Below are 22,314 nucleotides of genomic sequence, written 5' to 3'. Positions count from 1 at the left end.
GGCGACACAGGTGAGCGCCCACCCCAACACCCTGAGCCATGGACGGCCCCGCATCCCTAGGCCCCAGGTCCATTTCCTTATCCCGCGCCTACTCCCTCCGCAGTACACGGAGGCGTAGGTCACTCCACCCTCGGACGTACCAGCCCGGACTCGTACGCGATGACGACCAGCTGGGCACGGTCGCGGGCGCCGAGCTTGGCCATGGCCCGGTTGACGTGTGTCTTCACGGTGAGCGGGCTGACCTCCAGGCGCTCGGCGATCTCGTCGTTGGAGTGCCCGCCGGCCACCTGGACCAGCACCTCCCGCTCCCGCACGGTCAGCGACTCCAGCCGCTCGGCGCGGGCCGGGTCGCGGTCCCCGTCGTCGGTGCCCTGCTGGGCGAGGAAGCGGGCGATCAGGCCCTTGGTGGCGGTCGGCGACAGCAGCGCCTCGCCGCCGGCCGCGACGCGGATCGCGCTGAGCAGCTCCTCGGGCTCCGAGCCCTTGCCGAGGAAGCCGGAGGCGCCGGCGCGCAGCGACTGCACCACGTAGTCGTCCACCTCGAAGGTGGTCAGTATGACCACGCGGACGTGGGCGAGGGACGGGTCGGCGCTGATCATGCGGGTGGCGGCGAGACCGTCCGTGCCGGGCATCCGGATGTCCATCAGCACCACGTCGGCCCGCCGCTCGGCGGCCAGCCGGGCCGCCTCCGCCCCGTCGGACGCCTCCCCCACCACCTCCATGTCGGGCTCGGAGTCGACGAGCACCCGGAAGGCGCTGCGCAGCAGCGCCTGGTCGTCGGCGAGCAGGACACGGATCGTCATACGGGGTCCTCGATGGCGTCGGTGGCGGCGTCGGTGCGGTTCCTGACCGGAAGGATCGCATGCACGCGGAACCCGCCTCCGTAGCGGGGACCGGTGGTGAGGGTGCCGCGCACCGCCGTGACGCGCTCGCGCATCCCGAGCAGACCGTGCCCGCCGCCCTCGGCGGGGGCGTCGGCGGCGTCGCCCTCGGTGGTGCCGTCGTCGAGCACGGTCACCTCGATGTTCGGCCCCACCCGTACGACGCTGACCTCGGCCTTCGCCTGTCGCCCCGCGTGCTTCTGCACATTGGTCAGCGCCTCCTGGATGATGCGGTAGGCGGCCAGGTCGACGGCGGCGGGCAGCTCGGTGTTCTGGTCGGTGCGGGCCAGCTCGACCCGCAGTCCGGCGTGGTGGAAGGTGCCCACGAGTTCGTCGAGGCGGGCCAGGCCGGGGGCGGGCTCGGTCGGTGCCTCCGGGTCGCCCGTCTGGCGGAGCAGCCCGACGGTGGCCCGCAGTTCGTCCAGTGCGCTGCGGCTGGCCTCCCGTACGTGGGCGAGGGCCTCCTTGGCCTGGTCGGGCCGCTTGTCCATGACGTGCGACGCGACCCCGGCCTGCACGTTGACCAGGGCGATGTGGTGCGCGACGACGTCGTGCAGGTCGCGGGCGATCCGCAGGCGTTCCTCGGCGACGCGGCGACGGGCCTCCTCCTCGCGGGTGCGCTCGGCCTTCTCCGCCCGGTCGCGGATGGCCTGCACGAAGGCGCGGCGGCTGCGGACGGCGTCCCCGGCGGTGGCGCCGATGCCGGTCCAGGCGAAGACGGCGAGGTTCTCCTGCGCGTACCAGGGCAGGGGCCCGGCCAGCATGGCGGCGCCGGTGAGCACGGTCATGGTGAGCAGGCCGACCCGCCAGGTGGTGGGCCGGTCGGTGGAGGCGGCGACGGTGTAGAGGGCGATGACGGCCGCCATGACGACGGGGGCCCGCGGGTCGCCGGTGACGCTCTCGACGACGGAGGCTCCGCCGGTGACGGCGAGGACCGCCATCGGCCTTCGGCGCCGGAAGGCGAGCGCGGCGGCGCCTGCGGTCATCAGGGCGAGGCTGAGGACGTCGGGGGTGCGCAGGCTCCAGCTGACGCCCTTCGGGCCGTGCGGGTCCACGAAGGAGCCGGCGACCATGCACAGCAGGACGGCCGCGGCCAGGGTGGCGTCCAGGGCGGAGGGGTGGGCGCCGATGGTGCAGCGGGCGCGGGCGAGGGTGCTCACGGGTTTTTACGGTAGCCGGAGTGGGCGTGTCTTTTGAGGGGCCGGTGTTCAGTGGGCGTTGGCCGGGGGCTGCGCCCCCGGACCCCCGCTTCGGCCCTGAACGGGCCTCGTCCTCGAACTCCCCCAGAGGGGTGCCCCCAGACGGGCCCGCCATATTGACCGGCGTCAGTGCGGCACCGCACCGGCTGGAGTGCCTGGCCGGGGTTCTCAGGCGCTTCCCGGGATGAGGCCGTCGTCGCTCAGCAACTCGCGGACCTCCTCCAGGGTGGCGTCCGGGGAGGGGAGGATGAGGTCGGACGGCTCCAGGGTGTCGTCCGGGAGGGGCTCGCCCAGTTCGCGGACCTTGGCCAGGAGGGCCTGGAGGGTCGCCCGGAAGCCGGGACCGTCGCCGTTCTCCATCTCGGCGAGGAGTTCGTCGTCCAGCTCGTTCAGCTGGGTGAGCCGGCCGTCGGCCAGCTTCAGCTGTCCCTCCCCCATGATCCGTACGATCATGTCGGCCCTCCTAGGCGTGGGCTACTGCTTGTCGAAGCGCGGGGTGTCCTGCGGCTGCTGCTGGGACTGCGACGGGGCCTGGCCCTGACCCTGGCCGCCCTCGATGGCCTGACGGTCGGCGGTGGAGCCCCCGGCCAGCTCGGCCTTCATGCGCTGCAGTTCCAGCTCTACATCCGTACCACCGGAGAGCCGGTCCAGCTCGGCCTGGATGTCGTCCTTGTGCATGCCGGACTGGTCGTCGAGGGCGCCGGAGGCGAGCAGCTCGTCGATGGCGCCGGCCCGGGCCTGGAGCTGGGCGGTCTTGTCCTCGGCCCGCTGGATGGCCAGGCCGACGTCGCCCATCTCCTCGGAGATGCCGGAGAACGCCTCGCCGATGCGGGTCTGCGCCTGGGCCGCCGTGTAGGTGGCCTTGATGGTCTCCTTCTTCGTGCGGAAGGCGTCCACCTTGGCCTGGAGGCGTTGGGCCGCGAGGGTGAGCTTCTCCTCCTCGCCCTGCAGCGTGGCGTGCTGCGTCTCCAGGTCGGTGACCTGCTGCTGGAGGGCGGCGCGCCGGGAGAGGGCCTCGCGGGCCAGGTCCTCGCGGCCCAGCGCCAGCGCCTTGCGGCCCTGGTCCTCCAGCTTGCCCGACTGGGACTGGAGCTGGTTGAGCTGAAGCTCCAGGCGCTTGCGGCTGGTGGCCACGTCGGCGACGCCGCGGCGCACCTTCTGCAGCAGCTCCAGCTGTTTCTGGTACGAGTAATCGAGGGTCTCGCGCGGGTCCTCGGCCCGGTCAAGGGCCTTGTTGGCCTTCGCGCGGAAGATCATCCCCATACGCTTCATGACACCGCTCATGGGCTTCGCGCGCCCCCTTCTGACCGACTCCAGCTCCAGCGACTGCAACAGAACCCACAGTACGGGCCCTGCATCCATTACCGCACTGTTCGGGGACGGATGCGCTCATCCCCAAGGACGACTGCGCACGCTCCCCGTCCGGCCCAGGGAGTAGGTGCTCCCCGCGGTTGTCCGGAAAGTTCCGGTGTCCGGGACTGTGCGCACCATCCGCTCCGTACTTCCGCTCTGTCCCCTTACAGACGTCCGGCGTTGCCGGATCGTTCCCCACCGGACTGGGGTCCACACCCCGGCACCCCGTACCCTTGGGTTTTGTGTTCCGTAGCCGTGCCAAGGATGAGAAGGCCCCGAGCGCCGTCAGCGCGCAGGTGACCGACTCCAAGCAGCCCCGTGACCCGCAGGCCCCCAAGGGAAGGCCGACGCCCAAGCGCAGTGCGGCCCAGTCCCAGCGCCGCAGCGTCGCCCACACGCCGACCACGCGCAAGGACGCCGCCAAGCGGCAGCGCGAGGAGCGGCGCACCGCGATGGCCCGGCAGCGCGAGGCGCTGGCGAAGGGCGACGAGCGGTACCTGCCGGCCCGGGACAAGGGCCCGGTCCGCAAGTTCGCGCGCGACTTCATCGACTCGCGGTTCAACATCGCCGAGTACTTCCTGCCGATGGCCGTGATCATCCTCGTGCTGAGCATGGTCCGGGTGGCCTCGTTGCAGAACATCGCGCTGCTGCTGTGGCTCGTCGTCATCGTCCTGATCGTGCTGGACTCGATCGTCAGCGGCTTCCGGCTGAAGAAGCGGCTCGCCGAGCGCTTCCCGGACGAGCGCAGGCGCGGCGCGGTCGCCTACGCGCTGATGCGCTCGCTCCAGATGCGTCGGCTCCGGCTGCCGAAGCCCCAGGTCAAGCGCGGGGAGCGGCCCTGAGCACCACACCGTTCGCCGGGGGCGCGGCCGAGGCCTGGACAGCGGGACTGTCCGGGCTTCGCAACGTCGTACGGCAGGAGATGGTGGCCCGGCAGCTGGACGAGCAGATAGCCGGGCGCTTCGCCGTGGGCAGGCGGCTGCGCGTGCTCGACGTCGGCATGGGCCAGGGCACCCAGGCGCTGCGGCTGGCTCGGGCCGGGCACCAGGTGACTGGCGTGGAGCGGGACCCCACGATGATCGCCACCGCGCGCGACGCCCTGGCCGGGCAGCCGGAGGGCATCAGGGAGCGGATGCGCATCGTCGAGGGGGACGGCCGGGACACCGGCGTGCACTTCCTGCCGGGCAGCTTCGACGTCGTGCTGTGCCACGGCGTGCTCATGTACGTCGAGGAGCCCGATCCGCTGCTCGCGGGGCTGGCCCGGATGCTCGCGCCCGGCGGCCTGCTGTCGCTCGTGGTGCGCAACGGCGACGCGCTGGCGATGCGCCCCGGCCTGCACGGCGACTGGGCGGGCTCGCTGGCCTCCTTCGACACCACGAACTACCGCAACCGCCTGGGCCTGGACGTCCGCGCGGACCGGCTGGCGACGCTGACGGCGAAGCTCGCGGGCATCGGCGCCCCGCTGCACACCTGGTACGGCGTCCGGGTCTTCACGGACACGGCACCCGACGGCGCCCCGGCCCCGGACGACCTGGAGACCCTGCTGGCCGCCGAGGAACGGGCCGGCCGGACCGACCCGTACCGCGCGGTCGCGGCCCTGCTGCACCTGTGCGGGGTACGGGGCTAGGAAGCCGGCCTGAGCCGACCCCAGCGGGGTCCGGTGCGTGCGGGGTCCGGTGCGTGCGGAACCGCCCGGCCCTTCCCGGCGTCGCCCGCGGGCGGAGAGCAGCCGGCACGGCGCTGCGGGCCTTCGCCGGCTTCGTCCGTGCACTCGGGCCGCAGACCCTTCCGTGACCCGGCCGCTGCCCTGACCGACCGCGCGCGGTCCGCTCCCCGTTCCGTCCGGTTCCGTCCCGGCGCCCGTTCGGGGGTTCACCGGGGGCCGGGGGCCCGGGGCGCGGTGAGACTCGGGCCATGGACACTTCCCGCGCCCGTCTGTCCCGGCTGCTCGCCCCGATCGCCGTCCTGGCCTGCCTCCTGCCGCTGTCGGCCGGGTGTTCCGGCACCGGGGCGGGGACCGACCGGGGTGCGGGGAGCGCACGGGAGGGTGACACGGCGCAGGCCGCGGTGCCGCGCGCCGCCAATGACCTTCAGGCCGACTACGAGCGGGTGATCAAGGACGTACTGCCGTCGGTCGTGCAGATCCAGGCGGGCGACTCGCTGGGGTCGGGGGTCGTGTACGACGACAAGGGTCACGTCGTCACCAACGCGCACGTCGTCGGGGACGAGAAGTCCTTCCGGGTGACGACCGCCCGCGACGAGGGCGCGCTGGGCGCGAAGCTCGTCTCGTCCTACCCGGAGCAGGACCTGGCGGTCATCAAGCTCGACAGGGTGCCCGAGGGGACGAAGGCGGCCCGCTTCGGGGACTCCGCGAAGGTCGCGGTCGGGCAGATCGTGCTGGCGATGGGCTCGCCGCTCGGCCTGTCCTCCAGCGTGACGCAGGGCATCGTGTCGGCGACCGGGCGGACCGTCACGGAGGGCAGCAGCGGGGGCGGCACGGGCGCGACCATCGCCAACATGGTGCAGACGTCGGCGGCCATCAACCCGGGCAACAGCGGAGGCGCCCTGGTGAACCTGGACGGTCAGGTGATCGGCATCCCGACGCTGGCGGCGACCGACCCGGGCCTCGGGGACAGCGCGGCGCCCGGCATCGGGTTCGCGATCCCGGCGTCGATGGTGACGACGGTGGCCGGGCAGATCATCGAGAGCGGCAAGGTCACCGACTCGGGCCGGGCCGCGCTGGGCATCACCGCCCGCACGGTCGTCGACGGCTCCTACCGGCCGGCCGGGGCGGCCGTCGTCGAGGTGAGCGACGGCGGGGCCGCGGACGCGGCGGGGCTGCGGTCGGGGGACGTCATCGTCAGGCTCGGGGACACGGACATCACCACCATCACCTCGCTGTCCGAGGCGCTGGCGTCGATGCGGCCGGGCGACCGGACCAAGGTCACGTACACCCGGGACGGCGCGGAGCACACCGCCGAGGTGACGCTGGGCGAGCAGTGACGGGGCGGGTCGGGCAGGGGTCGGGGTGAGCACCGACGGGGGCGAGCGCCGGCGGGGGCGAAGCCGCCCCCGCCCGCACCCTGACCACTCAGGCCCCGGACTCGGCTTCGGCCTCCGCCTCGGCCTCCGCCTCCTCGGCGTGCAGGCTCATCGGGCCGTAGATCTCGGTGGAGTCCTCGAAGAGCCGCACCTGGTCGGTGCCGCCCTCCTGAAGGTCCTTCCAGTGCTCCCCGATCCAGGACTCGGCGTCCCCTTGCGTGGTGAACTCCTCGGGCTGCACCGCGGGCTGGACCTCCGTCCCGTCGGCCGTCTCGAACCGCCACGTCCATGCCGCCATGTACGCCTCCAAGATGTGAGCACATGCAGAGCGGAAGCCGGATCTTGGTCCGGCCCCCGCCCGCAGCCTATGCGCTGAGCCGGGCGCACCGTGGAAGACCCTGGGACAAGCCGGGCCCGGTCCGGGGCCGAGGGGCGCGGAGACCGGCCCGGACACGGCTTCCGGTGACGGCGGTCGGGGCCCGCCGCGCGCCCTCGGGGGACTCGGGCGCGCACGTCGCCGGGCGACCGGTGAAAATCGGTGCGTGGACGTCACTCTGCTCGGCACCGGTGCCCCGGCGGGACTGCCCCGCCCCGACTGCCCCTGCGCGGCCTGTGCCGCGGCGCAGGGCGAGCACGCGCGCGCGGCGACCGCGCTGCTGGTGGACGGTGCGCTGCTGCTCGACCTGACGCCCGGTGCCGCGTTCGCCGCGGCCCGGGCCGGGCACTCCCTGGCCGGCGTACGGCAGGTGCTCCTCTCGCACCCGCACGACGGCCCCGCCGTGGAGGTCCCGGCCGGGCTGCCGCAGCCGGGCCGGGTGCCGGACGGGCGGGAGCTGGCGCTGCTGACCGGGCACCGGGTGCGGGCGGTGGCACTGGACGCGCCGGGCACCGGCTACGCGGTGACGGGACCGGACGGCGGGCGGTTCCTGTACGTGCCCCCGGGCGGCGCTCCGGCGGGTCTGGAGGCGCCGGCGGAACCGTACGACCTCGTCCTCGCGGACGTCGTGGGGCGGCCGGACGCGCTCGCGAGGCTGCGCGCGGTGGGCGCGGTGGGCCCGACGACGGACGTAGTCGCCGTCCACCTGGACCACGATGCGCCGCCGGGCCCCGAGCTGACGCGGCGGCTGGCGGCGGCCGGCGCGCGGGCGGTACCGGACGGCACGACGCTGGCGGTGGGCTCGTACGAGGACGTGCCCGACGTACCGCGGCGCACCCTCGTCCTGGGCGGCGCCCGGTCGGGCAAGTCGGTGGAGGCCGAGCGCCGGCTGGAGTCCTTCCCGGACGTCGTCTACGTGGCCACCGGCGGCACGCGGGGCGGCGACACCGAGTGGGCGGCCCGGGTCGGCGCGCACCGGGAGCGGCGCCCGGGGTCGTGGCGCACCGTCGAGACGTGCGACCTGGTGCCGCTGCTGAAGGACGAGGGGCCGCCCCTCCTCGTCGACTGCCTGTCGCTCTGGCTGACGGACGCGATGGACGCGGTCGGCGCGTGGGACGACGCGGAGTGGGCCGGCGGCGGCGAACGGGCGCTCAGGGACCGGGTGCGGGAGCTGACGGAGGCGGTCCGCGCCACCCGGCGCACCGTGGTGGCGGTGTCGAACGAGGTGGGCTCGGGCATCGTCCCGGCCACGGCGTCCGGCCGCCGCTACCGCGACGAACTGGGCCGTCTGAACGCCGCGTTCGCGGGCGAGTGCGAGCAGGTGCTCCTCGTGGTGGCGGGCCAGGCGCTGGTGCTACGCGGCTGAGGCGTCCTTGCGCGCGATGACGCGCCGGGCGCGGGCGCCGGTGAGGACCGTGCAGCCCCGGGCGACGAGTTCGGCGTTCAGGCCGAACGGGTGCACGGGCAGCAGGCGGCGCGGGTCGGCCACGTCGACGAGCAGGTGTCCGCCGGGCCGCAGCACCCCCAGTGCGGCCCGCAGCTCCGCCCGGGGGTCCGGAACGCGTTCCAGGTACTGGAAGAGGCTGACGACGTCGTAGCGCTCCCGCAGCCGGGCCGCGATGTGGCGGTCCGTCAGGCGCCCGACGAACGCCTCCTCCACCCGCTCCAGGGCCCGGGCCCGCAGCACGCGATGGGTGGGGTCGAGGCCGTCGAACGAGGTGTACGGGAAGTGCCTGCGCGCGGTCAGCGGGAAGTCGGCGTCCCCGGTGCCGACGTCCAGCCAGCTCTCCGGCGCGGGACAGCGGCGGAGCACGGCGCGGGCGGCCAGCCCGTGTCTCAGCCGGACCCCGGCCCGGACCAGGGGGTGCTCGGGGCCGGGCGTGAGCGGGGGGTTGCGGAAGACGTGCCGGCAGTCCGAGCACCGCTCGACCGGCGACCGGTGGGGCGCGCCCTGCCGCGGCCCGTCACCGCGCAGCCGGGCACGCAGCCGCCGCGAGCCGCACCACGGGCAGTCCTGCCGGTAGGGCCCGTACGGAGGCACGGGAGGCACGGCGGGCACCGGGGAGGCGAGAGCAACGGGCGGCACCGGCGGGGCGGGGGGAACCGGGGGCACCGGGGGGAGCGGGGGCACCGAGGGGCTGGAGGGTCCGGACACGGGCGGCTCCCGACGCGAGACGAGGACGTACGAAGGGCGTACGAGGCGTACGACATTCCTGGCAAAACGTTACGTAGGTGATCGCGTTCCGGTGCGCAACGACGCAGCCCGGGCGCGCTGCCCACGGGCCCTTAATCGGGTGGGACCGGGGCCGGTACTGTTCGGCGAATGAGCTCGCTGAATCTCGACGACTTCACCGACCTGATCGAGCGCCCCGACGGCGGGGTGCGTCGCGACGCGGAGGCGCGCCGGGAGCGTCAGGCCGTCCCGCCCGGATCGCTGGGCCGCCTGGACGACCTGGGCGAGTGGCTGTCGGCCGCGCAGTCCGCGGTACCGGTCCGGCCCGTCGTGCGGCCCCGGGTGGTGCTCTTCGCCGGTGACCACAAGGTCGCCGAGCTGGACGTCTCCGCGCGGCCCGCGGGCGGCGCCGGTGAGCTGGTGCGCGAGGTGCTGGAGGGCGGCCGGCCGGTGTCGGTGCTCGCCAGGCGCCTGGACGTGCCCGTGCGCGTCGTCGACATGGCGCTGGACTGCGACCCCGCGACGCTGTCGGCCGAGGTGGCCGGACACCGGGTGCGGCGCGGCGGCGGACGCATCGACGTCGAGGACGCGTTGACCCTGGAGGAGGCGGAGGCCGCCTTCCGGGCCGGCATGGCGGTGGCCGACGAGGAGGCCGACTCGGGCACGGACCTGGTGGTGCTCGGCGACGTGAGCGTCGGCGGTACGACGGCGGCGGGCGTCCTGGTCGCGGCGCTGTGCGGGACGGACGCGTCGGTCGTCACCGGGCGGGGCGGGCTGCCGATCGACGACCTGGCCTGGATGCGCAAGTGCGCGGCGATCCGCGACGCGCTGCGCCGCGCGCGGCCCGTCCTCGGCGACCAGTTGCAGCTCCTCGCCACGGTCGGCGGGGCGGACCTCACCGCCATGACGGGCTTCCTGTTGCAGAGCGCGGTGCGGAAGATGCCGGTGATCCTGGACGGGGTGGTGACGGCCGCGTGCGCGCTGGTGGGGCAGCGGGTCGCCTTCCGGGCGCCGGACTGGTGGCTGGCCGCGCACGACAGCGGGGAGCCGGGGCAGACCAAGGCGTTCGACCGGATGGCCCTGGAGCCGCTGCTGTCGCAGGGCGTGAAGGTGGGCGAGGGGGTCGGTGGACTGCTCGCCCTGCCCCTGGTGCAGGCGGCGGCGTCGCTGGCGGCGGAGCTGCCGGAGGTCTCCGACGGCGAGGTTGCGGCAGTCGACGAGTGAACGGGTTGCCCGGTGACCCGGCATGGGTGCGGGCGCGGGGGGCGCGTGGCCCGGCGCTGACCGGGTGCCTCCCCCGGTGACGGAACGGCCTGGGAGGTACCCCCAGCGCCCACCCGTGCCGCCCTGGGGGTGCCCCCTCTGGGGTGCCCCCTCTGGGGGAGGCACGACTGCCCGCAGCCGGGGGGCGGCATCACTGCCCGCAGCCGGGGGCGCGGCAGCCGTTCGCGGCTGGGCGCCGGGGTGACGCCCGGTCAACGAGGGTCCGGGCGGCCGCCGATCCAGTCCTGGACGGTGCGGCGGGGGCCGGTCCAGCGGCGGTCGTGGTGGTAGGCGCGCAGGCGGGCCCTCGCGCGGGCGCGGGGGCGGCGGGCGTAGAAGCGGCGGGCCCACGGCGAGCCCGGCCGGGCCAGGCGGACCGCGCCGACCAGGGCGATCACGGGCACGATGACCCCGAAGACGGCCAGCCGCGCCTTGCCCTTGGCCAGGGAGAGCAGGGAGAAGAGGAAGTTCCCGGCGACCGTCGCGGCGACGTTCACGCGGTCCTGCATCTCGTCCTGCGACAACCCGTCGACCCCGAACGGCGTGAAGCCGGCGAGGACCAGTCCGACCAGGGCCGCGGTGAGCACCACGACCTCCACGCTCTTGCGGCCCGCCTCGGTCCAGTAGACGTCGTCCAGGTGCAGGATCAGCGCGAACTCGTCCAGTACGAGCCCGGCGCCCACCCCGAAGACCACCGCCGCGAGCGCGGACCCGAATCCGTGCCGGCCGCCCGCCACCGCGCCGAAGCCGCCGACGACGGTGAGCACGACCCCGGGGACCACGTGGTGGATGTGCACCCCGCCCGTCTCGACGTTGCCAAAGGGGCCCTTGCCGGCCCTGATGAGCCGGGTGACGACCCGGGTGATCACGAACGTCAGCACGAAGGCGCCCAAGGCGAGGAGCAGCGGCAGCTTGCCCGGTTCCATGATGTTGCGCTGCCACCAATCTCCCATATGCGCACTTTATCCCCGGGGCGCGTCAATGCCTCGCCGACCGCCGGGTAGTCTGCGCCGGTGCTCAGGACCCCCTCCCCCGACGGTCTCCGTTTCGCCTTCGGCACCCTCACCGTGTTCCCGGTCGAGGTGACCCGCTGGGACCGGGACGCCGCGCGCGGCGGCATGCTCTGCGCGCCGCTGGCCGGGCTGGCCGTCGGCGTCGCCGCCGCGGGCACCGGGCTGTTGCTGCTGTTCCTGGGCGCCGGGAGTCTGCTCGCCGCGGTCGCCACGGCCGCCGTGCCCGCCCTGCTCACGCGTGGACTCCACCTGGACGGGCTGGCCGACACCGCCGACGGGCTGGGCAGCGGCAAGCCCGCCGAGGACGCCCTGCGGATCATGAAGCAGTCGGACATCGGACCGTTCGGCGTGCTGGCCCTGCTGTTCACGCTCCTCGCCCAGGTGGCCGCCCTGGCGCAGGCCTACGACGGCTCGTGGGCGCGCGGCGCGCTCGCCGCGGTGGTGTCGGCGACGGCCGCCCGGCTGGCGCTCACGACGGCGGCCCGGGCCGGGGTGCCCGCCGCCCGTCCGGAGGGACTGGGTGCCGCGGTCGCCGGGGTGGTCCCGGTCGGCGGGGCACGGGCCGTGGCGGCTGCCGTCACCCTGGCCGGCGCGGCGGCGGGGGCGGGCCTGGGCCCGTACGACGCGCTGCGCACGGCGCTCGCCGTGGTGGGTGCGGTCGCGGCCGCCGAACTGCTGCTGCGGCACTGCGTGCGCCGCTTCGGGGGCGTCACGGGCGACGTCTTCGGCGGGGTGGCGGAGACGGCGGCCACGACCGCGCTGGTCGTCCTGGTCCTGGGCTGAGCCGCGAGGACGGGGCCCGGGACCGAGGGGTTCAGCAGGCCTCGCGCCACGCCCCGAGTTCGTACTTCTTCAGCATCGAACTGAGCCGCAGCTCACGGGAGTCGGCGCAGAAGCGTTCCGTCGGCAGCTCGTACTCGACGTGGAAGACCGCCTTGCCGGCGTCGATGAACGGCTGGTTGTCGCCGCACTCCCGGTACTGGGCGCACTGCTCGTTGACGGCGAAGTCGAAGTCGTCCACCAGCTGCGGTATCTGGTCCAGGTCGTTCTTCAGGCCGACGGCCATCCCCCGGTCGTGGGCGAGCTTCGCGATCAGCCGGTTGTAGCGGAGCTGGTCGTCGCCGGTGAGCGGGAAGCCGGTCTCGTTCCTGTAGCCGTCCATGTTGTCCGGCTCGACCGCGTCGAAGCCCTTCTCCCGGCACATGTCCAGGCGTTCGGCCATCAGCGGCTCCAGGACGTCCGTCGCACGGATGTCCAGCCACCGCTCCCCCTCCCAGCCGTTGCCCTTGCCCAGCACCGCCGCCGGGAACGTCTCGGCGTCGGGCCGGAAGTCCTCCCAGGCACCGGTGGAGACGTAGCAGATCACCTTGCGTCCGTCCTCGTGCAGGCCCGCGACCGCGGCCTCGTCGTGGTCGAAGCCGTCGATGTCGTAGACGGGTACGTCGACGGACGTGTCGAGCCTGCCGCTGAGCTGCCACTGCCAGGCGGTGCCCGGCGTCGGCCGCCAGTGGCCGCCGGCCCCGCCGTCGTCACCGTCGTCGTCGGGCGCCGACGTGCAGCCCGCGAGCAGCAGCAGGAGAAGGGCTGTCGACAGGACCGGGCGTCTCACGGGCGTTGCTCCAGAGTGAGGTCGGGGCGGGCGGTCGTGCCCCGGCAATGATCTCCCATCCGCGTCTCCGGGCGGAAACCGCGGCCCGCGGGAGGGGGCGCGGCCCGGGGCGAGCGTAGGCTCGTGCCGAGTGTTCGCCTGCCCAGGCGAGGACCGCATCGCAGGAGGGATCTAGGGTCGGTTGTCGGGCCCGGTCGACCCACCCGCATTCGGCCACACCAGACTTCATACGGAAGCGAGAATTCACCACCGTGACTGCTCTCACTCTCTCCACCGCCGCGGCGCCCGGTCTCCGGGCCGACGCGATCGTGATCGGCGTCGCCAAGGGCGCAGGCGGCCCGGCCGTCGCCCCGGGCGCCGAGGCCGTGGACAAGGCGTACGACGGCCGGCTCGCCGGCGTCCTGGAGACCCTCGGTGCCTCGGGCGCCGAGGGCGAGGTGACGAAGCTGCCCGCTCCGGCCGGCTTCAAGGCGCCCGTCGTGGTGGCGGTGGGTCTCGGCGCCGAGCCCGAGAAGGACGCCGGCTTCGACCCGGAGTCGCTGCGCAGGGCCGCCGGCGCGGCCGCCCGCGCCCTGGCCGGCGCCAAGAAGGCGGCCTTCGCGCTGCCGCTCGCCGAGGCCGCCGACGCCGGTTTCGTCGCCGAGGGCCTGCTGCTCGGCGCGTACTCCTTCGACGCGTACAAGGAGTCCGCGAAGGAGGCCAGGGGTGCCAAGGGCAACGGCAAGGCCCCGCTGGCGGAGGCCGTGCTGCTCGGCGGCAAGCCCCGCGACAAGGCGTACAAGGCGGCGATCGAGCGTGCCGTGGCCGTCGCCGAGGAGCTGAACCGCGCCCGCGACCTGGTCAACACCCCGCCGAACGACCTCAACCCGGAGGCGTTCGCGGCGGTGGCGCAGGCCGCGGCCAAGGAGCACGGCATCAAGGTGCAGGTGCTCGACGAGAAGGCGCTCACCAAGGGCGGTTACGGCGGCATCCTCGGCGTCGGCGCCGGTTCGGCGTCGGGTCCGCGGCTGGTGAAGCTGTCGTACACCTCGCCCAAGGCGAAGAAGTCCCTGGCCTTCGTCGGCAAGGGCATCACCTACGACTCGGGCGGCATCTCGCTGAAGCCGGCCGGGCACAACGAGACGATGAAGTGCGACATGGCCGGTGCCGCCGCCGTGTTCGCCGCGGTCGTCTCCGCCGCGCGCCTCGGCCTGGAGGTCAACGTGACCGGCTGGCTGGCGCTGGCCGAGAACATGCCCTCGGGTTCCGCGACGCGCCCGGGTGACGTGCTGCGCATGTACAGCGGCAAGACGGTGGAGGTGCTCAACACCGACGCCGAGGGCCGGCTCGTGCTCGCCGACGCGCTGTGGGCGGCCTCGCAGGACAAGCCGGACGCGATCATCGACGTGGCGACCCTGACCGGCGCGATGATGCTGGCGCTGGGCAGCCGGACGTACGGGATCATGGCGAACGACGACGCGTTCCGCTCCGCGGTGCACGAGGCGGCGGAGGAGTCCGGCGAGCCGGCCTGGCCGATGCCGCTGCCGGAGCACCTGCGCAAGGGCATGGACTCGCCGACCGCCGACATCGCGAACATGGGCGAGCGGATGGGCGGCGGTCTGGTGGCCGGGCTGTTCCTGCGCGAGTTCGTGGGCGAGGGCATCACCTGGGCGCACCTGGACATCGCGGGTCCGGCCTTCAACGAGGGCGGGCCGTTCGGGTACACGCCGAAGGGCGGCACGGGTACCGCGGTGCGGACGCTGGTGCGGGTCGCCGAGCGGGTTGCCCTCGGCGACCTCGGATGACGTACGCCTGAGAGTCCGGGGGTGCGGGTGGTACCGCGGCTGCGAGTCCGTCGTGGCTCGTCGCGCCGTTCCCCGCGCCCCTGGGCGGGGGTGTCCCCGGCGTCGGCCGAGAGGGACCCGACCCCCCGGCCGTCGCGCCCGCGCGGCGGAGCCGCACATCGGCACAGCCCCGCGCCCCTGGGCGGGGGTGTCCCCGGCGTCGGCCGAGCAGAGCTGTCCGCTCGGTCGGCCGTCCCTGCGCCGGGCAGGGCGAACCCCGCTCACCTGAACGTGGGGCGTCTCACACCCCGGCCCCACGTCTCGTTCGCCTCTTACAAGTGCGAAGATGGAGCCCGGCAGGACAGGGCCCACCCATAGGGCCGAGAACAATGAGCGGCCGGACACCAGCCGCCGACCGGTCACTGGAGACCGGCGTGGCGCACATGCATGGAGGACGTGACGTGGCGAACGACGCCAGCACCGTTTTCGACCTAGTGATCCTCGGCGGTGGCAGCGGTGGTTACGCCGCGGCCCTGCGCGGGGCGCAGCTGGGCCTGGACGTCGCCCTGATCGAGAAGAACAAGCTCGGCGGCACCTGCCTGCACAACGGCTGCATCCCCACCAAGGCCCTGCTCCACGCGGGTGAGGTCGCCGACCAGTCCCGCGAGAGCGAGCAGTTCGGCGTCAAGACGTCCTTCGAGGGCGTCGACATGGCGGGCGTGCACAAGTACAAGGACGAGGTGATCGCCGGCCTGTACAAGGGCCTGCAGGGCCTGGTGGCCTCGCGCAAGATCACCTACATCGAGGGCGAGGGCCGGCTGTCCTCCCCCACCTCGGTGGACGTCAACGGCCAGCGCGTCCAGGGCCGTCACGTCCTGCTGGCGACCGGCTCCGTGCCGAAGACGCTGCCGGGCCTGGAGATCGACGGCAACCGGATCATCTCCTCGGACCACGCCCTCACGCTGGACCGCGTGCCGAAGTCCGCGATCGTGCTGGGCGGCGGCGTCATCGGCGTCGAGTTCGCCTCCGCGTGGAAGTCCTTCGGCTCCGAGGTCACGGTCATCGAGGGCCTCAAGCACCTCGTCCCGGTCGAGGACGAGAACAGCTCCAAGCTCCTGGAGCGCGCCTTCCGCAAGCGGGGCATCAAGTTCAACCTGGGCACCTTCTTCGACAAGGCCGAGTACACCCAGGACGGCGTCAAGGTCACCCTCGCCGACGGCAAGGAGTTCGAGGCCGAGGTCCTGCTCGTCGCCATCGGCCGCGGCCCGGTCTCGCAGGGCCTCGGCTACGAGGAGAACGGCGTCGCGATGGACCGCGGCTTCGTCCTCGTCGACGAGTACATGCGGACCAACGTCCCGACCATCTCCGCCGTCGGTGACCTCGTCCCCACCCTCCAGCTCGCGCACGTCGGCTTCGCCGAGGGCATCCTGGTGGCGGAGCGGCTCGCCGGCCTGAAGACCGTGCCGGTCGACTACGACGGCGTGCCGCGGGTGACGTACTGCCACCCGGAGGTCGCCTCCGTCGGTCTCACCGAGGCCAAGGCCAAGGACGTCTACGGCGCGGACAAGGTCGTCTCGATCAAGTTCCCCCTGGGCGGCAACGGCAAGAGCCGCATCCTGAAGACCGCGGGCGAGATCAAGCTCGTGCAGGTCAAGGACGGTGCCGTGGTCGGCGTCCACATGGTCGGCGACCGCATGGGCGAGCAGGTCGGCGAAGCGCAGCTGATCTACAACTGGGAGGCGCTGCCCGCCGAGGTGGCCCAGCTCATCCACGCCCACCCGACGCAGAACGAGGCGCTCGGCGAGGCCCACCTGGCGCTGGCCGGCAAGCCGCTCCACATGCACGACTGACCGCTTCGGTCTTCGGGCGCGACGACACAGACTTCCGCAATTTCGTAAGGAGCAACCGAAACCATGGCGGTTTCCGTAACCCTTCCGGCGCTCGGCGAGAGCGTCACCGAGGGCACCGTCACCCGTTGGCTGAAGGCCGAGGGTGAGCGCGTCGAGGCCGACGAGCCGTTGCTCGAGGTCTCGACCGACAAGGTCGACACCGAGATCCCGGCCCCCGCCTCCGGCGTGCTGTCCTCCATCAAGGTCGCCGAGGACGAGACCGTCGAGGTCGGCGCCGAGCTGGCGCTGATCGACGACGGCAGCGGCGCCCCGGCCGCCGAGCAGGCCCCGCAGGCCGAGCAGGCCGCCGAGCCCGCTCCCGAGCCCGCCGCTGCCGCCCCGTCCACGGAGCAGGCCGCCCCGGCGCCCGCGCCGAGCGCCGAGCAGTCCACCGGCGGCGGCTCCGCCGAGGGCACCGACGTGGTCCTGCCCGCGCTGGGCGAGTCCGTCACCGAGGGCACCGTCACCCGCTGGCTGAAGTCGGTCGGTGACAGCGTCGAGGCCGACGAGCCGCTGCTGGAGGTGTCGACGGACAAGGTCGACACCGAGATCCCGGCCCCCACCTCCGGCACCCTGCTGGAGATCGTGGTCGGCGAGGACGAGACCGCCGAGGTCGGCGCCAAGCTCGCCGTCATCGGCGAGGCGGGCGCGGCTCCGGCCGCCGCCCCGGCCCAGGAGGCCCCGGCCGCCCCCGCGCAGCCCGAGCCCGCCCAGGCCCCGGCTCCGCAGCAGGCGGCTCCGGCCCAGCAGGCCCCGGCCGCCCCGGCACCGCAGGCCCCCGCCGCCCCGGCACCGCAGGCCCCCGCGGCCCCGGCTCCGCAGCAGCAGGCCGCCCCGGCCCCCGCGCCGGCCCAGGCCGCCGCTCCGGCTGCCCCGGCCGCCGCCCAGCCGGTGGACGACGGCGCCTACGTCACCCCGCTGGTGCGCAAGCTCGCCGCCGAGAACGGCGTCGACCTGTCCACCGTCAAGGGCACCGGCGTCGGCGGCCGTATCCGCAAGCAGGACGTCGTCGCCGCCGCCGAGGCCGCGAAGGCCGCCCCGGCTCCGGCTGCCGCCGCCCCTGCCGCGCCCGCCGCGAAGAAGGCCCCCTCCCTGGAGGCCTCCCCGCTGCGTGGCCAGACCGTCAAGATGCCGCGCATCCGCAAGGTCATCGGCGACAACATGGTCAAGGCGCTGCACGAGCAGGCCCAGCTGTCGTCGGTCGTCGAGGTCGACGTCACCCGTCTGATGAAGCTGCGCGCCCGTGCCAAGGACGCGTTCGCGGCCCGTGAGGGCGTCAAGCTCTCGCCGATGCCGTTCTTCGTCAAGGCGGCGGCCCAGGCGCTGAAGGCGCACGCGCCGATCAACGCCAAGATCAACGAGGCCGAGGGGACCATCACCTACTTCGACACCGAGAACATCGGTATCGCGGTGGACTCCGAGAAGGGCCTGATGACCCCGGTCATCAAGAACGCCGGTGACCTCAACCTGGCCGGCATCGCCAAGGCGACCGCCGACCTGGCGGGCAAGGTGCGGGCCAGCAAGATCAGCCCGGACGAGCTGGCCGGTGCCACCTTCACCATCAGCAACACCGGTTCGCGCGGCGCGCTGTTCGACACGATCATCGTGCCGCCGGGCCAGGTCGCCATCCTCGGCATCGGTGCCACGGTCAAGCGTCCGGCCGTCATCGAGACGGAGGACGGCCCGGTCATCGGCGTCCGCGACATGACGTACCTGACCCTGTCCTACGACCACCGTCTGGTGGACGGCGCAGACGCCGCCCGCTACCTGACGGCGGTCAAGGCGATCCTGGAGGCGGGCGAGTTCGAGGTCGAGCTCGGCCTGTAATTCCCCCCGTCAGCGGGCCTGTACGGTGCCCCCGCCCGGAGCTTTCCGGGCGGGGGCTTCGCCGTGTTCCGGGCGGGGCACGCTGTGTAAGTCTCGTCTCACCTGCGTGGAAGCGCCCCCGTGCGCCCTTCCCGCCCGCCGTGACGGCCGTATTGTTTCTCCACGTCAGTCGCCCCAGGGGTCCGAAGGTGACCCTCCCGAAGGAGCTCCCATGACCGCGCCCGTCGTCCACTCGCTGCGCGAACAGATCCGCGAGCACATCCTGGAAGGGATCATCAGCGGGCGCTGGCAGCCGGGCGAGCGGATCGTGGAGCGCCGGATCGCCACCGAGCTGGAGGTCAGCCAGACCCCGGTGCGCGAGGCGCTGCGGGAGCTGGAGTCGCTGCGGCTGATCGAGTCGGCGCCGAACAAGGGCGTGCGGGTGCGGAACCTGACCGCCGCCGACCTGGAGGAGAGCTACCCGGTCCGGGCCGGCCTGGAGGCCATCGCGGCGGAGCTGGCGGCGGAGCGGCTCGCCGAGGACTGCTCGGCCCTGGAACCGCACGTCGCCGCGCTGTACGAGGCCGACCGGGTCTCGGACGGCACGGGGCAGGTGCGGCACACGGTCGGCTTCCACCGCGAGCTGGTGCGGGCCGCGGGCAACTCGGTGCTGCTGCACACGTGGGAGGGGCTCGGGATCGAGGTGTTCACCGCGCTGTCGATACGGTGGCTGGGCACGGTGCAGCAGTCGTACGCGGAGGAGCACGAGGAGCTGGTCGCGGCCTTCCGCCGCCGGGACCCCCGCATCCCGGAGATCGTCAAGTCCCACGTCCTGGGCTGCGCCCCCCGTCCCTGACGACCGGCGGAGCCCTCCAGGGGCGCGGAGCCGTGTCGGTATGCGCCTGCGCCGCGCGGGCGTGATCAGCCACCGGGCACCCGCGGACGCCACGCGGCCGACCCTCCGAGCTCATCCGCGCCCACCCCTTCTCACCTGCACGAATCCCCGACAGGACCGTCACCCCGTGCCATCGCCGAAGGCACCGCGTGCCTACTTTCTCGTGATCAAGAGGTTTTGGCCCTCAACCCTTTGATCGATCATCGATCAGGGAGTTACAGTCACGCTTGGGTCTCCCACCGGAGCCCAGCCCTGTCCTGCCAAAGACCTAGGGCACCCCCGAACCCTTGCCGATGAGGGAACCCCCTTCGACTGAGGAAGGCGGCGACATGACCGACCCCAAAGCCATCCAGCCGAGCGAGCTCGACCAGCTCCCGGACCGCGACCCGGAGGAGACCGCCGAATGGCAGGCCTCCCTGGACGCCGTCACCAAGGCGGCCGGGCCGCACCGTGCCGCGTACCTGATGCGCCGCACACTGGAGCGCGCCGAGGGCGCGGGCCTCGCCCTGCCGAAGCTCCTCGAGACGGACTACGTCAACACCATCCCGACCTCCGCCGAGCCCACCGTGGACGGCGACGAGGCGATGGAGCAGCGGATCACCGCCTGGAACCGCTGGAACGCGGCGGCGATGGTGACCCGCGGGAGCAAGCACGGTGTCGGCGGCCACATCGCCACCTTCGCCTCCGCTGCCTGGCTGTACGAGACCGGCTTCAACCACTTCTTCAAGGGCAAGGAGGGGGACGGTTCCGGCGACCAGCTCTACGTCCAGGGCCACGCCTCGCCCGGCATCTACGCCCGCGCCTTCCTCGACGGCCGCCTGAACGAGGAGCAGCTGGACAACTTCCGCCGCGAGGCGGGCGGCAACGGTCTGCCGTCCTACCCGCACCCGCGGCGCCTGCCCTGGCTGTGGGAGTTCCCCACCGTCTCCATGGGCCTCGGCCCGATCTCCGCGATCTACCAGGCGCGGTTCAACCGCTACCTGACCAGCCGCGGCATCAAGGATCTGACGAACTCCCACGTGTGGGCGTTCCTCGGCGACGGCGAGATGGACGAGCCGGAGTCCACCACCGCGCTCACCCTCGCCTCCCGTGAGGGCCTGGACAACCTGACCTTCGTGATCAACTGCAACCTGCAGCGCCTCGACGGTCCGGTCCGCGCCAACTTCAAGATCGTGCAGGAGCTGGAGGCGCAGTTCCGCGGCGCCGGCTGGAACGTCGTCAAGTCGCTGTGGGGCACGGCCTGGGACGAGCTGTTCCAACTCGACACCACCGGCGCCCTCGTACGCCGCCTGCGCGAGGTACCCGACGCGCAGGTGCAGACGTACCAGACGCGCGACGCCGCCTACATCCGCGAGGACTTCTTCAACAAGGACCCGCAGCTCGCCGAGATGGCGAAGCTGCTGTCCGACGACAAGATCCTCGAGTGCTTCCACTACTCGCGCGGCGGTCACGAGTCCCGCAAGGTGTACGCCGCCTACCGCGCCGCGCTCGCCCACAAGGGCGCGCCGACCGTGATCCTGGCCCAGACGGTCAAGGGGCACACCCTCGGCACCGGCTTCGCGTCGAAGAACGCCAACCACCAGATGAAGAAGCTCTCGGTGGACGAGTTCAAGGACATGCGCGACCTGCTCGGCCTGCCGATCAAGGACAGCGACTTCGTCGACGGCGTGGTCCCCTACGGCCACCCGGGCGCCGACTCCCCCGAGGTGCGCTACCTCCAGGAGCGCCGCGCCGCCCTCGGCGGTCCCGCCCCGGCCCGCCGCGTGCACCCGGTCGCGCCGCTGCCCGCGCCCGCCGAGAAAGCCTTCGCGTCCTTCGACAAGGGCTCCGGCTCGCAGAACGTGGCCACCACCATGGCCTTCGTCCGCCTGGTCAAGGACCTGGTCCGCGACAAGGAGACCGGCAAGCGCTGGGTGCCGATCGTCCCCGACGAGGCGCGCACCTTCGGCATGGAGAGCCTCTTCCCGTCCCTGGGCATCTACTCGCCCAAGGGCCAGACGTACGAGCCGGTCGACCGCGACCAGCTGATGTACTACAAGGAAGCCAAGAACGGCCAGATCCTCAACGAGGGCATCACCGAGGCCGGCTCGATGGCCGACTTCATCGCCGCGTCCACCGCGTACGCGACGCACGGCGAGGCGATGATCCCGTTCTACATCTTCTACTCGATGTTCGGCTGGCAGCGCACCGCCGACCAGATGTGGCAGCTCGGCGACCAGCTCGGCCGCGGCTTCCTGGTCGGCGCCACCGCGGGCCGCACCACCCTCACCGGTGAGGGCCTCCAGCACGCGGACGGCCACTCCCCCGCCATCGCGGCGACCAACCCGGCGGCGCTGTCGTACGACCCGGCGTTCGCCTACGAGGTCGCGGCGATCGTCAAGGACGGTCTGCGCCGGATGTACGGCGAGGCGGCTCCGGGCGAGGACCCGAACGTCTTCTACTACCTGACGGTCTACAACGAGCCGATGCCGCAGCCGGCCAAGCCGTCCGCCCCCGGCGTGGACAAGGGCATCGTCAAGGGCCTGTACCGCTTCAACACGGCGGAGACGGCGGGCCTGACCCCGGCCGCCAACGCCCCGCGCATCCAGCTGCTGGGCTCCGGCACGGCGATCCACTGGGCGCTCAAGGCGCAGCGGCTGCTCGCCGAGGAGTGGGGCGTGGCCGCCGACGTGTGGTCCGCGACCTCCTGGACGGAGCTGCGCCGGGACGCCATGGACGCCGACGCGGCGCTGCTGCGCGGCGAGGAGCGGGTGCCGTACCTGCGCCGGGCGCTCCAGGGCGTCGAGGGTCCGGTCCTCGCGGTCTCGGACTACATGCGTCAGGTCCCGGACCAGATCGCGCAGTGGGTCGAGCAGGACTACTCGTCGCTCGGTGCCGACGGCTTCGGCCTGTCGGACACCCGTGACGCCGCCCGCCGTCACTTCGGGGTGGACGCCGAGTCCATCGTGGTCGCGACCCTGGCCCAGCTCGCCAGGCGCGGCGAGGTCAAGGCGACGGCCGTGAAGGAGGCGCGCGAGCGCTACGGCCTGTAGAGGTCGTGACGGAAGGCCCC

General features: G+C 73.3%; 19 protein-coding genes. 11 read left to right on the top strand and 8 right to left on the bottom strand.

Annotated elements, in window-relative coordinates:
- Window positions 1–119 precede the first annotated feature (119 nt).
- From ACIBCJ_RS16055 to ACIBCJ_RS16040, 4 genes are all read right to left on the bottom strand, one after another.
- Window positions 120–803, bottom strand: coding sequence for a response regulator transcription factor (locus ACIBCJ_RS16055; protein WP_362101940.1), 684 nt, complete (start codon window positions 801–803; stop codon window positions 120–122).
- The gene (locus tag ACIBCJ_RS16050; protein WP_362101937.1) at window positions 800–2,041 is read right to left on the bottom strand and encodes a histidine kinase; all 1,242 of its coding nucleotides are present in this window, start codon (window positions 2,039–2,041) and stop codon (window positions 800–802) included. Before ACIBCJ_RS16050 ends, ACIBCJ_RS16055 begins: the two co-directional genes overlap by 4 nt.
- Before the next feature lie 207 nt (window positions 2,042–2,248).
- Entirely contained in the window at window positions 2,249–2,533 is a 285-nt protein-coding gene (locus ACIBCJ_RS16045; protein ID WP_133888354.1) for a hypothetical protein, read from the bottom strand.
- A gap of 21 nt (window positions 2,534–2,554) precedes the next feature.
- A complete protein-coding gene (locus tag ACIBCJ_RS16040; RefSeq protein WP_258009197.1) occupies window positions 2,555–3,352 on the bottom strand; it encodes a PspA/IM30 family protein in 798 nt (265 codons plus the stop codon).
- A gap of 284 nt (window positions 3,353–3,636) precedes the next feature.
- Here ACIBCJ_RS16040 and ACIBCJ_RS16035 point away from each other — a divergent pair, with 284 nt between their 5' ends.
- The 3 genes from ACIBCJ_RS16035 (at window position 3,637) to ACIBCJ_RS16025 (ending at window position 6,436) form a co-directional block, all read left to right on the top strand.
- A complete protein-coding gene (locus ACIBCJ_RS16035; RefSeq protein WP_362505575.1) occupies window positions 3,637–4,275 on the top strand; it encodes a DUF3043 domain-containing protein in 639 nt (212 codons plus the stop codon).
- Window positions 4,276–4,358: 83 nt separating this feature from the next.
- The gene (locus tag ACIBCJ_RS16030; RefSeq protein WP_362102339.1) at window positions 4,359–5,060 is read left to right on the top strand and encodes a methyltransferase domain-containing protein; all 702 of its coding nucleotides are present in this window, start codon (window positions 4,359–4,361) and stop codon (window positions 5,058–5,060) included.
- A 287-nt stretch (window positions 5,061–5,347) separates the two neighbouring features.
- A complete protein-coding gene (locus ACIBCJ_RS16025; RefSeq protein WP_365980134.1) occupies window positions 5,348–6,436 on the top strand; it encodes a trypsin-like peptidase domain-containing protein in 1,089 nt (362 codons plus the stop codon).
- A gap of 88 nt (window positions 6,437–6,524) precedes the next feature.
- On the opposite strand, the gene ACIBCJ_RS16020 is transcribed toward ACIBCJ_RS16025, so the two are convergent.
- Entirely contained in the window at window positions 6,525–6,773 is a 249-nt protein-coding gene (locus ACIBCJ_RS16020) for a hypothetical protein (protein WP_362101929.1), read from the bottom strand.
- Between the two features lie 244 nt (window positions 6,774–7,017).
- Here ACIBCJ_RS16020 and ACIBCJ_RS16015 point away from each other — a divergent pair, with 244 nt between their 5' ends.
- On the top strand, window positions 7,018–8,217 hold the full coding sequence (locus tag ACIBCJ_RS16015; protein WP_365980133.1) for a bifunctional adenosylcobinamide kinase/adenosylcobinamide-phosphate guanylyltransferase: 1,200 nt from the start codon (window positions 7,018–7,020) through the stop codon (window positions 8,215–8,217).
- Here the strand turns inward: ACIBCJ_RS16015 and ACIBCJ_RS16010 are convergent.
- Window positions 8,206–8,901 carry a class I SAM-dependent methyltransferase gene (locus ACIBCJ_RS16010; RefSeq protein ID WP_362101923.1) on the bottom strand — a complete coding sequence of 232 codons (696 nt, stop codon included), beginning with the start codon at window positions 8,899–8,901 and terminating at the stop codon, window positions 8,206–8,208. The two genes, ACIBCJ_RS16015 and ACIBCJ_RS16010, sit on opposite strands and share 12 nt — an antisense overlap.
- A gap of 273 nt (window positions 8,902–9,174) precedes the next feature.
- On the opposite strand from ACIBCJ_RS16010, the gene cobT reads away from it, so the two are divergent.
- The gene (gene cobT, locus ACIBCJ_RS16005) at window positions 9,175–10,248 is read left to right on the top strand and encodes a nicotinate-nucleotide--dimethylbenzimidazole phosphoribosyltransferase (protein WP_365980132.1); all 1,074 of its coding nucleotides are present in this window, start codon (window positions 9,175–9,177) and stop codon (window positions 10,246–10,248) included.
- A gap of 251 nt (window positions 10,249–10,499) precedes the next feature.
- Here the strand turns inward: cobT and ACIBCJ_RS16000 are convergent, their stop codons facing one another.
- Complete coding sequence (locus ACIBCJ_RS16000; protein ID WP_362101917.1) at window positions 10,500–11,240, bottom strand: hypothetical protein; 741 nt, start codon at window positions 11,238–11,240, stop codon at window positions 10,500–10,502.
- Between the two features lie 60 nt (window positions 11,241–11,300).
- On the opposite strand from ACIBCJ_RS16000, the gene ACIBCJ_RS15995 reads away from it, so the two are divergent.
- A complete protein-coding gene (locus tag ACIBCJ_RS15995) occupies window positions 11,301–12,083 on the top strand; it encodes an adenosylcobinamide-GDP ribazoletransferase (RefSeq protein ID WP_362101914.1) in 783 nt (260 codons plus the stop codon).
- A 31-nt stretch (window positions 12,084–12,114) separates the two neighbouring features.
- Here the strand turns inward: ACIBCJ_RS15995 and ACIBCJ_RS15990 are convergent, their stop codons facing one another.
- Window positions 12,115–12,909 carry an endo alpha-1,4 polygalactosaminidase gene (locus ACIBCJ_RS15990; RefSeq protein ID WP_362505551.1) on the bottom strand — a complete coding sequence of 265 codons (795 nt, stop codon included), beginning with the start codon at window positions 12,907–12,909 and terminating at the stop codon, window positions 12,115–12,117.
- 251 nt (window positions 12,910–13,160) lie between these two features.
- Between ACIBCJ_RS15990 and ACIBCJ_RS15985 the strand changes: the two genes are divergently transcribed.
- The 5 genes from ACIBCJ_RS15985 (at window position 13,161) to aceE (ending at window position 22,294) form a co-directional block, all read left to right on the top strand.
- Window positions 13,161–14,693 (top strand): leucyl aminopeptidase, encoded by a 1,533-nt coding sequence (locus tag ACIBCJ_RS15985; RefSeq protein ID WP_362101908.1) that lies wholly within the window; start codon window positions 13,161–13,163, stop codon window positions 14,691–14,693.
- A gap of 440 nt (window positions 14,694–15,133) precedes the next feature.
- The gene (gene lpdA, locus ACIBCJ_RS15980; RefSeq protein ID WP_166661916.1) at window positions 15,134–16,522 is read left to right on the top strand and encodes a dihydrolipoyl dehydrogenase; all 1,389 of its coding nucleotides are present in this window, start codon (window positions 15,134–15,136) and stop codon (window positions 16,520–16,522) included.
- Between the two features lie 63 nt (window positions 16,523–16,585).
- Window positions 16,586–18,388: a 2-oxoglutarate dehydrogenase, E2 component, dihydrolipoamide succinyltransferase gene (gene sucB / locus ACIBCJ_RS15975; protein WP_365980131.1), complete on the top strand. Its 1,803-nt coding sequence runs from the start codon at window positions 16,586–16,588 to the stop codon at window positions 18,386–18,388.
- A 211-nt stretch (window positions 18,389–18,599) separates the two neighbouring features.
- Complete coding sequence (locus ACIBCJ_RS15970; protein ID WP_133888340.1) at window positions 18,600–19,223, top strand: GntR family transcriptional regulator; 624 nt, start codon at window positions 18,600–18,602, stop codon at window positions 19,221–19,223.
- Between the two features lie 368 nt (window positions 19,224–19,591).
- On the top strand, window positions 19,592–22,294 hold the full coding sequence (gene aceE, locus ACIBCJ_RS15965; RefSeq protein WP_365980130.1) for a pyruvate dehydrogenase (acetyl-transferring), homodimeric type: 2,703 nt from the start codon (window positions 19,592–19,594) through the stop codon (window positions 22,292–22,294).
- The last annotated feature ends 20 nt before the right edge of the window (window positions 22,295–22,314 follow it).

The sequence above is a fragment of the Streptomyces sp. NPDC051136 genome (genome assembly GCF_044455745.1).
Taxonomy (GTDB): Bacteria; Actinomycetota; Actinomycetes; order Streptomycetales; family Streptomycetaceae; genus Streptomyces.
Note: the sequence above shows the minus strand (reverse complement) of the source record. Positions and strands in the feature narration are given on the sequence as shown.

Coding starts and splice junctions, on each gene's coding strand:
- ACIBCJ_RS16055 (WP_362101940.1), bottom strand. CDS start 803: ATGACGATCCGTGTCCTGCTCGCCGACGACCAGGCGCTGCTGCGCAGC.
- ACIBCJ_RS16045 (WP_133888354.1), bottom strand. CDS start 2,533: ATGATCGTACGGATCATGGGGGAGGGACAGCTGAAGCTGGCCGACGGC.
- ACIBCJ_RS16040 (WP_258009197.1), bottom strand. CDS start 3,352: ATGAAGCGTATGGGGATGATCTTCCGCGCGAAGGCCAACAAGGCCCTT.
- ACIBCJ_RS16025 (WP_365980134.1), top strand. CDS start 5,348: ATGGACACTTCCCGCGCCCGTCTGTCCCGGCTGCTCGCCCCGATCGCC.
- ACIBCJ_RS16020 (WP_362101929.1), bottom strand. CDS start 6,773: ATGGCGGCATGGACGTGGCGGTTCGAGACGGCCGACGGGACGGAGGTC.
- cobT (WP_365980132.1), top strand. CDS start 9,175: ATGAGCTCGCTGAATCTCGACGACTTCACCGACCTGATCGAGCGCCCC.
- ACIBCJ_RS16000 (WP_362101917.1), bottom strand. CDS start 11,240: ATGGGAGATTGGTGGCAGCGCAACATCATGGAACCGGGCAAGCTGCCG.
- sucB (WP_365980131.1), top strand. CDS start 16,586: ATGGCGGTTTCCGTAACCCTTCCGGCGCTCGGCGAGAGCGTCACCGAG.
- ACIBCJ_RS15970 (WP_133888340.1), top strand. CDS start 18,600: ATGACCGCGCCCGTCGTCCACTCGCTGCGCGAACAGATCCGCGAGCAC.
- aceE (WP_365980130.1), top strand. CDS start 19,592: ATGACCGACCCCAAAGCCATCCAGCCGAGCGAGCTCGACCAGCTCCCG.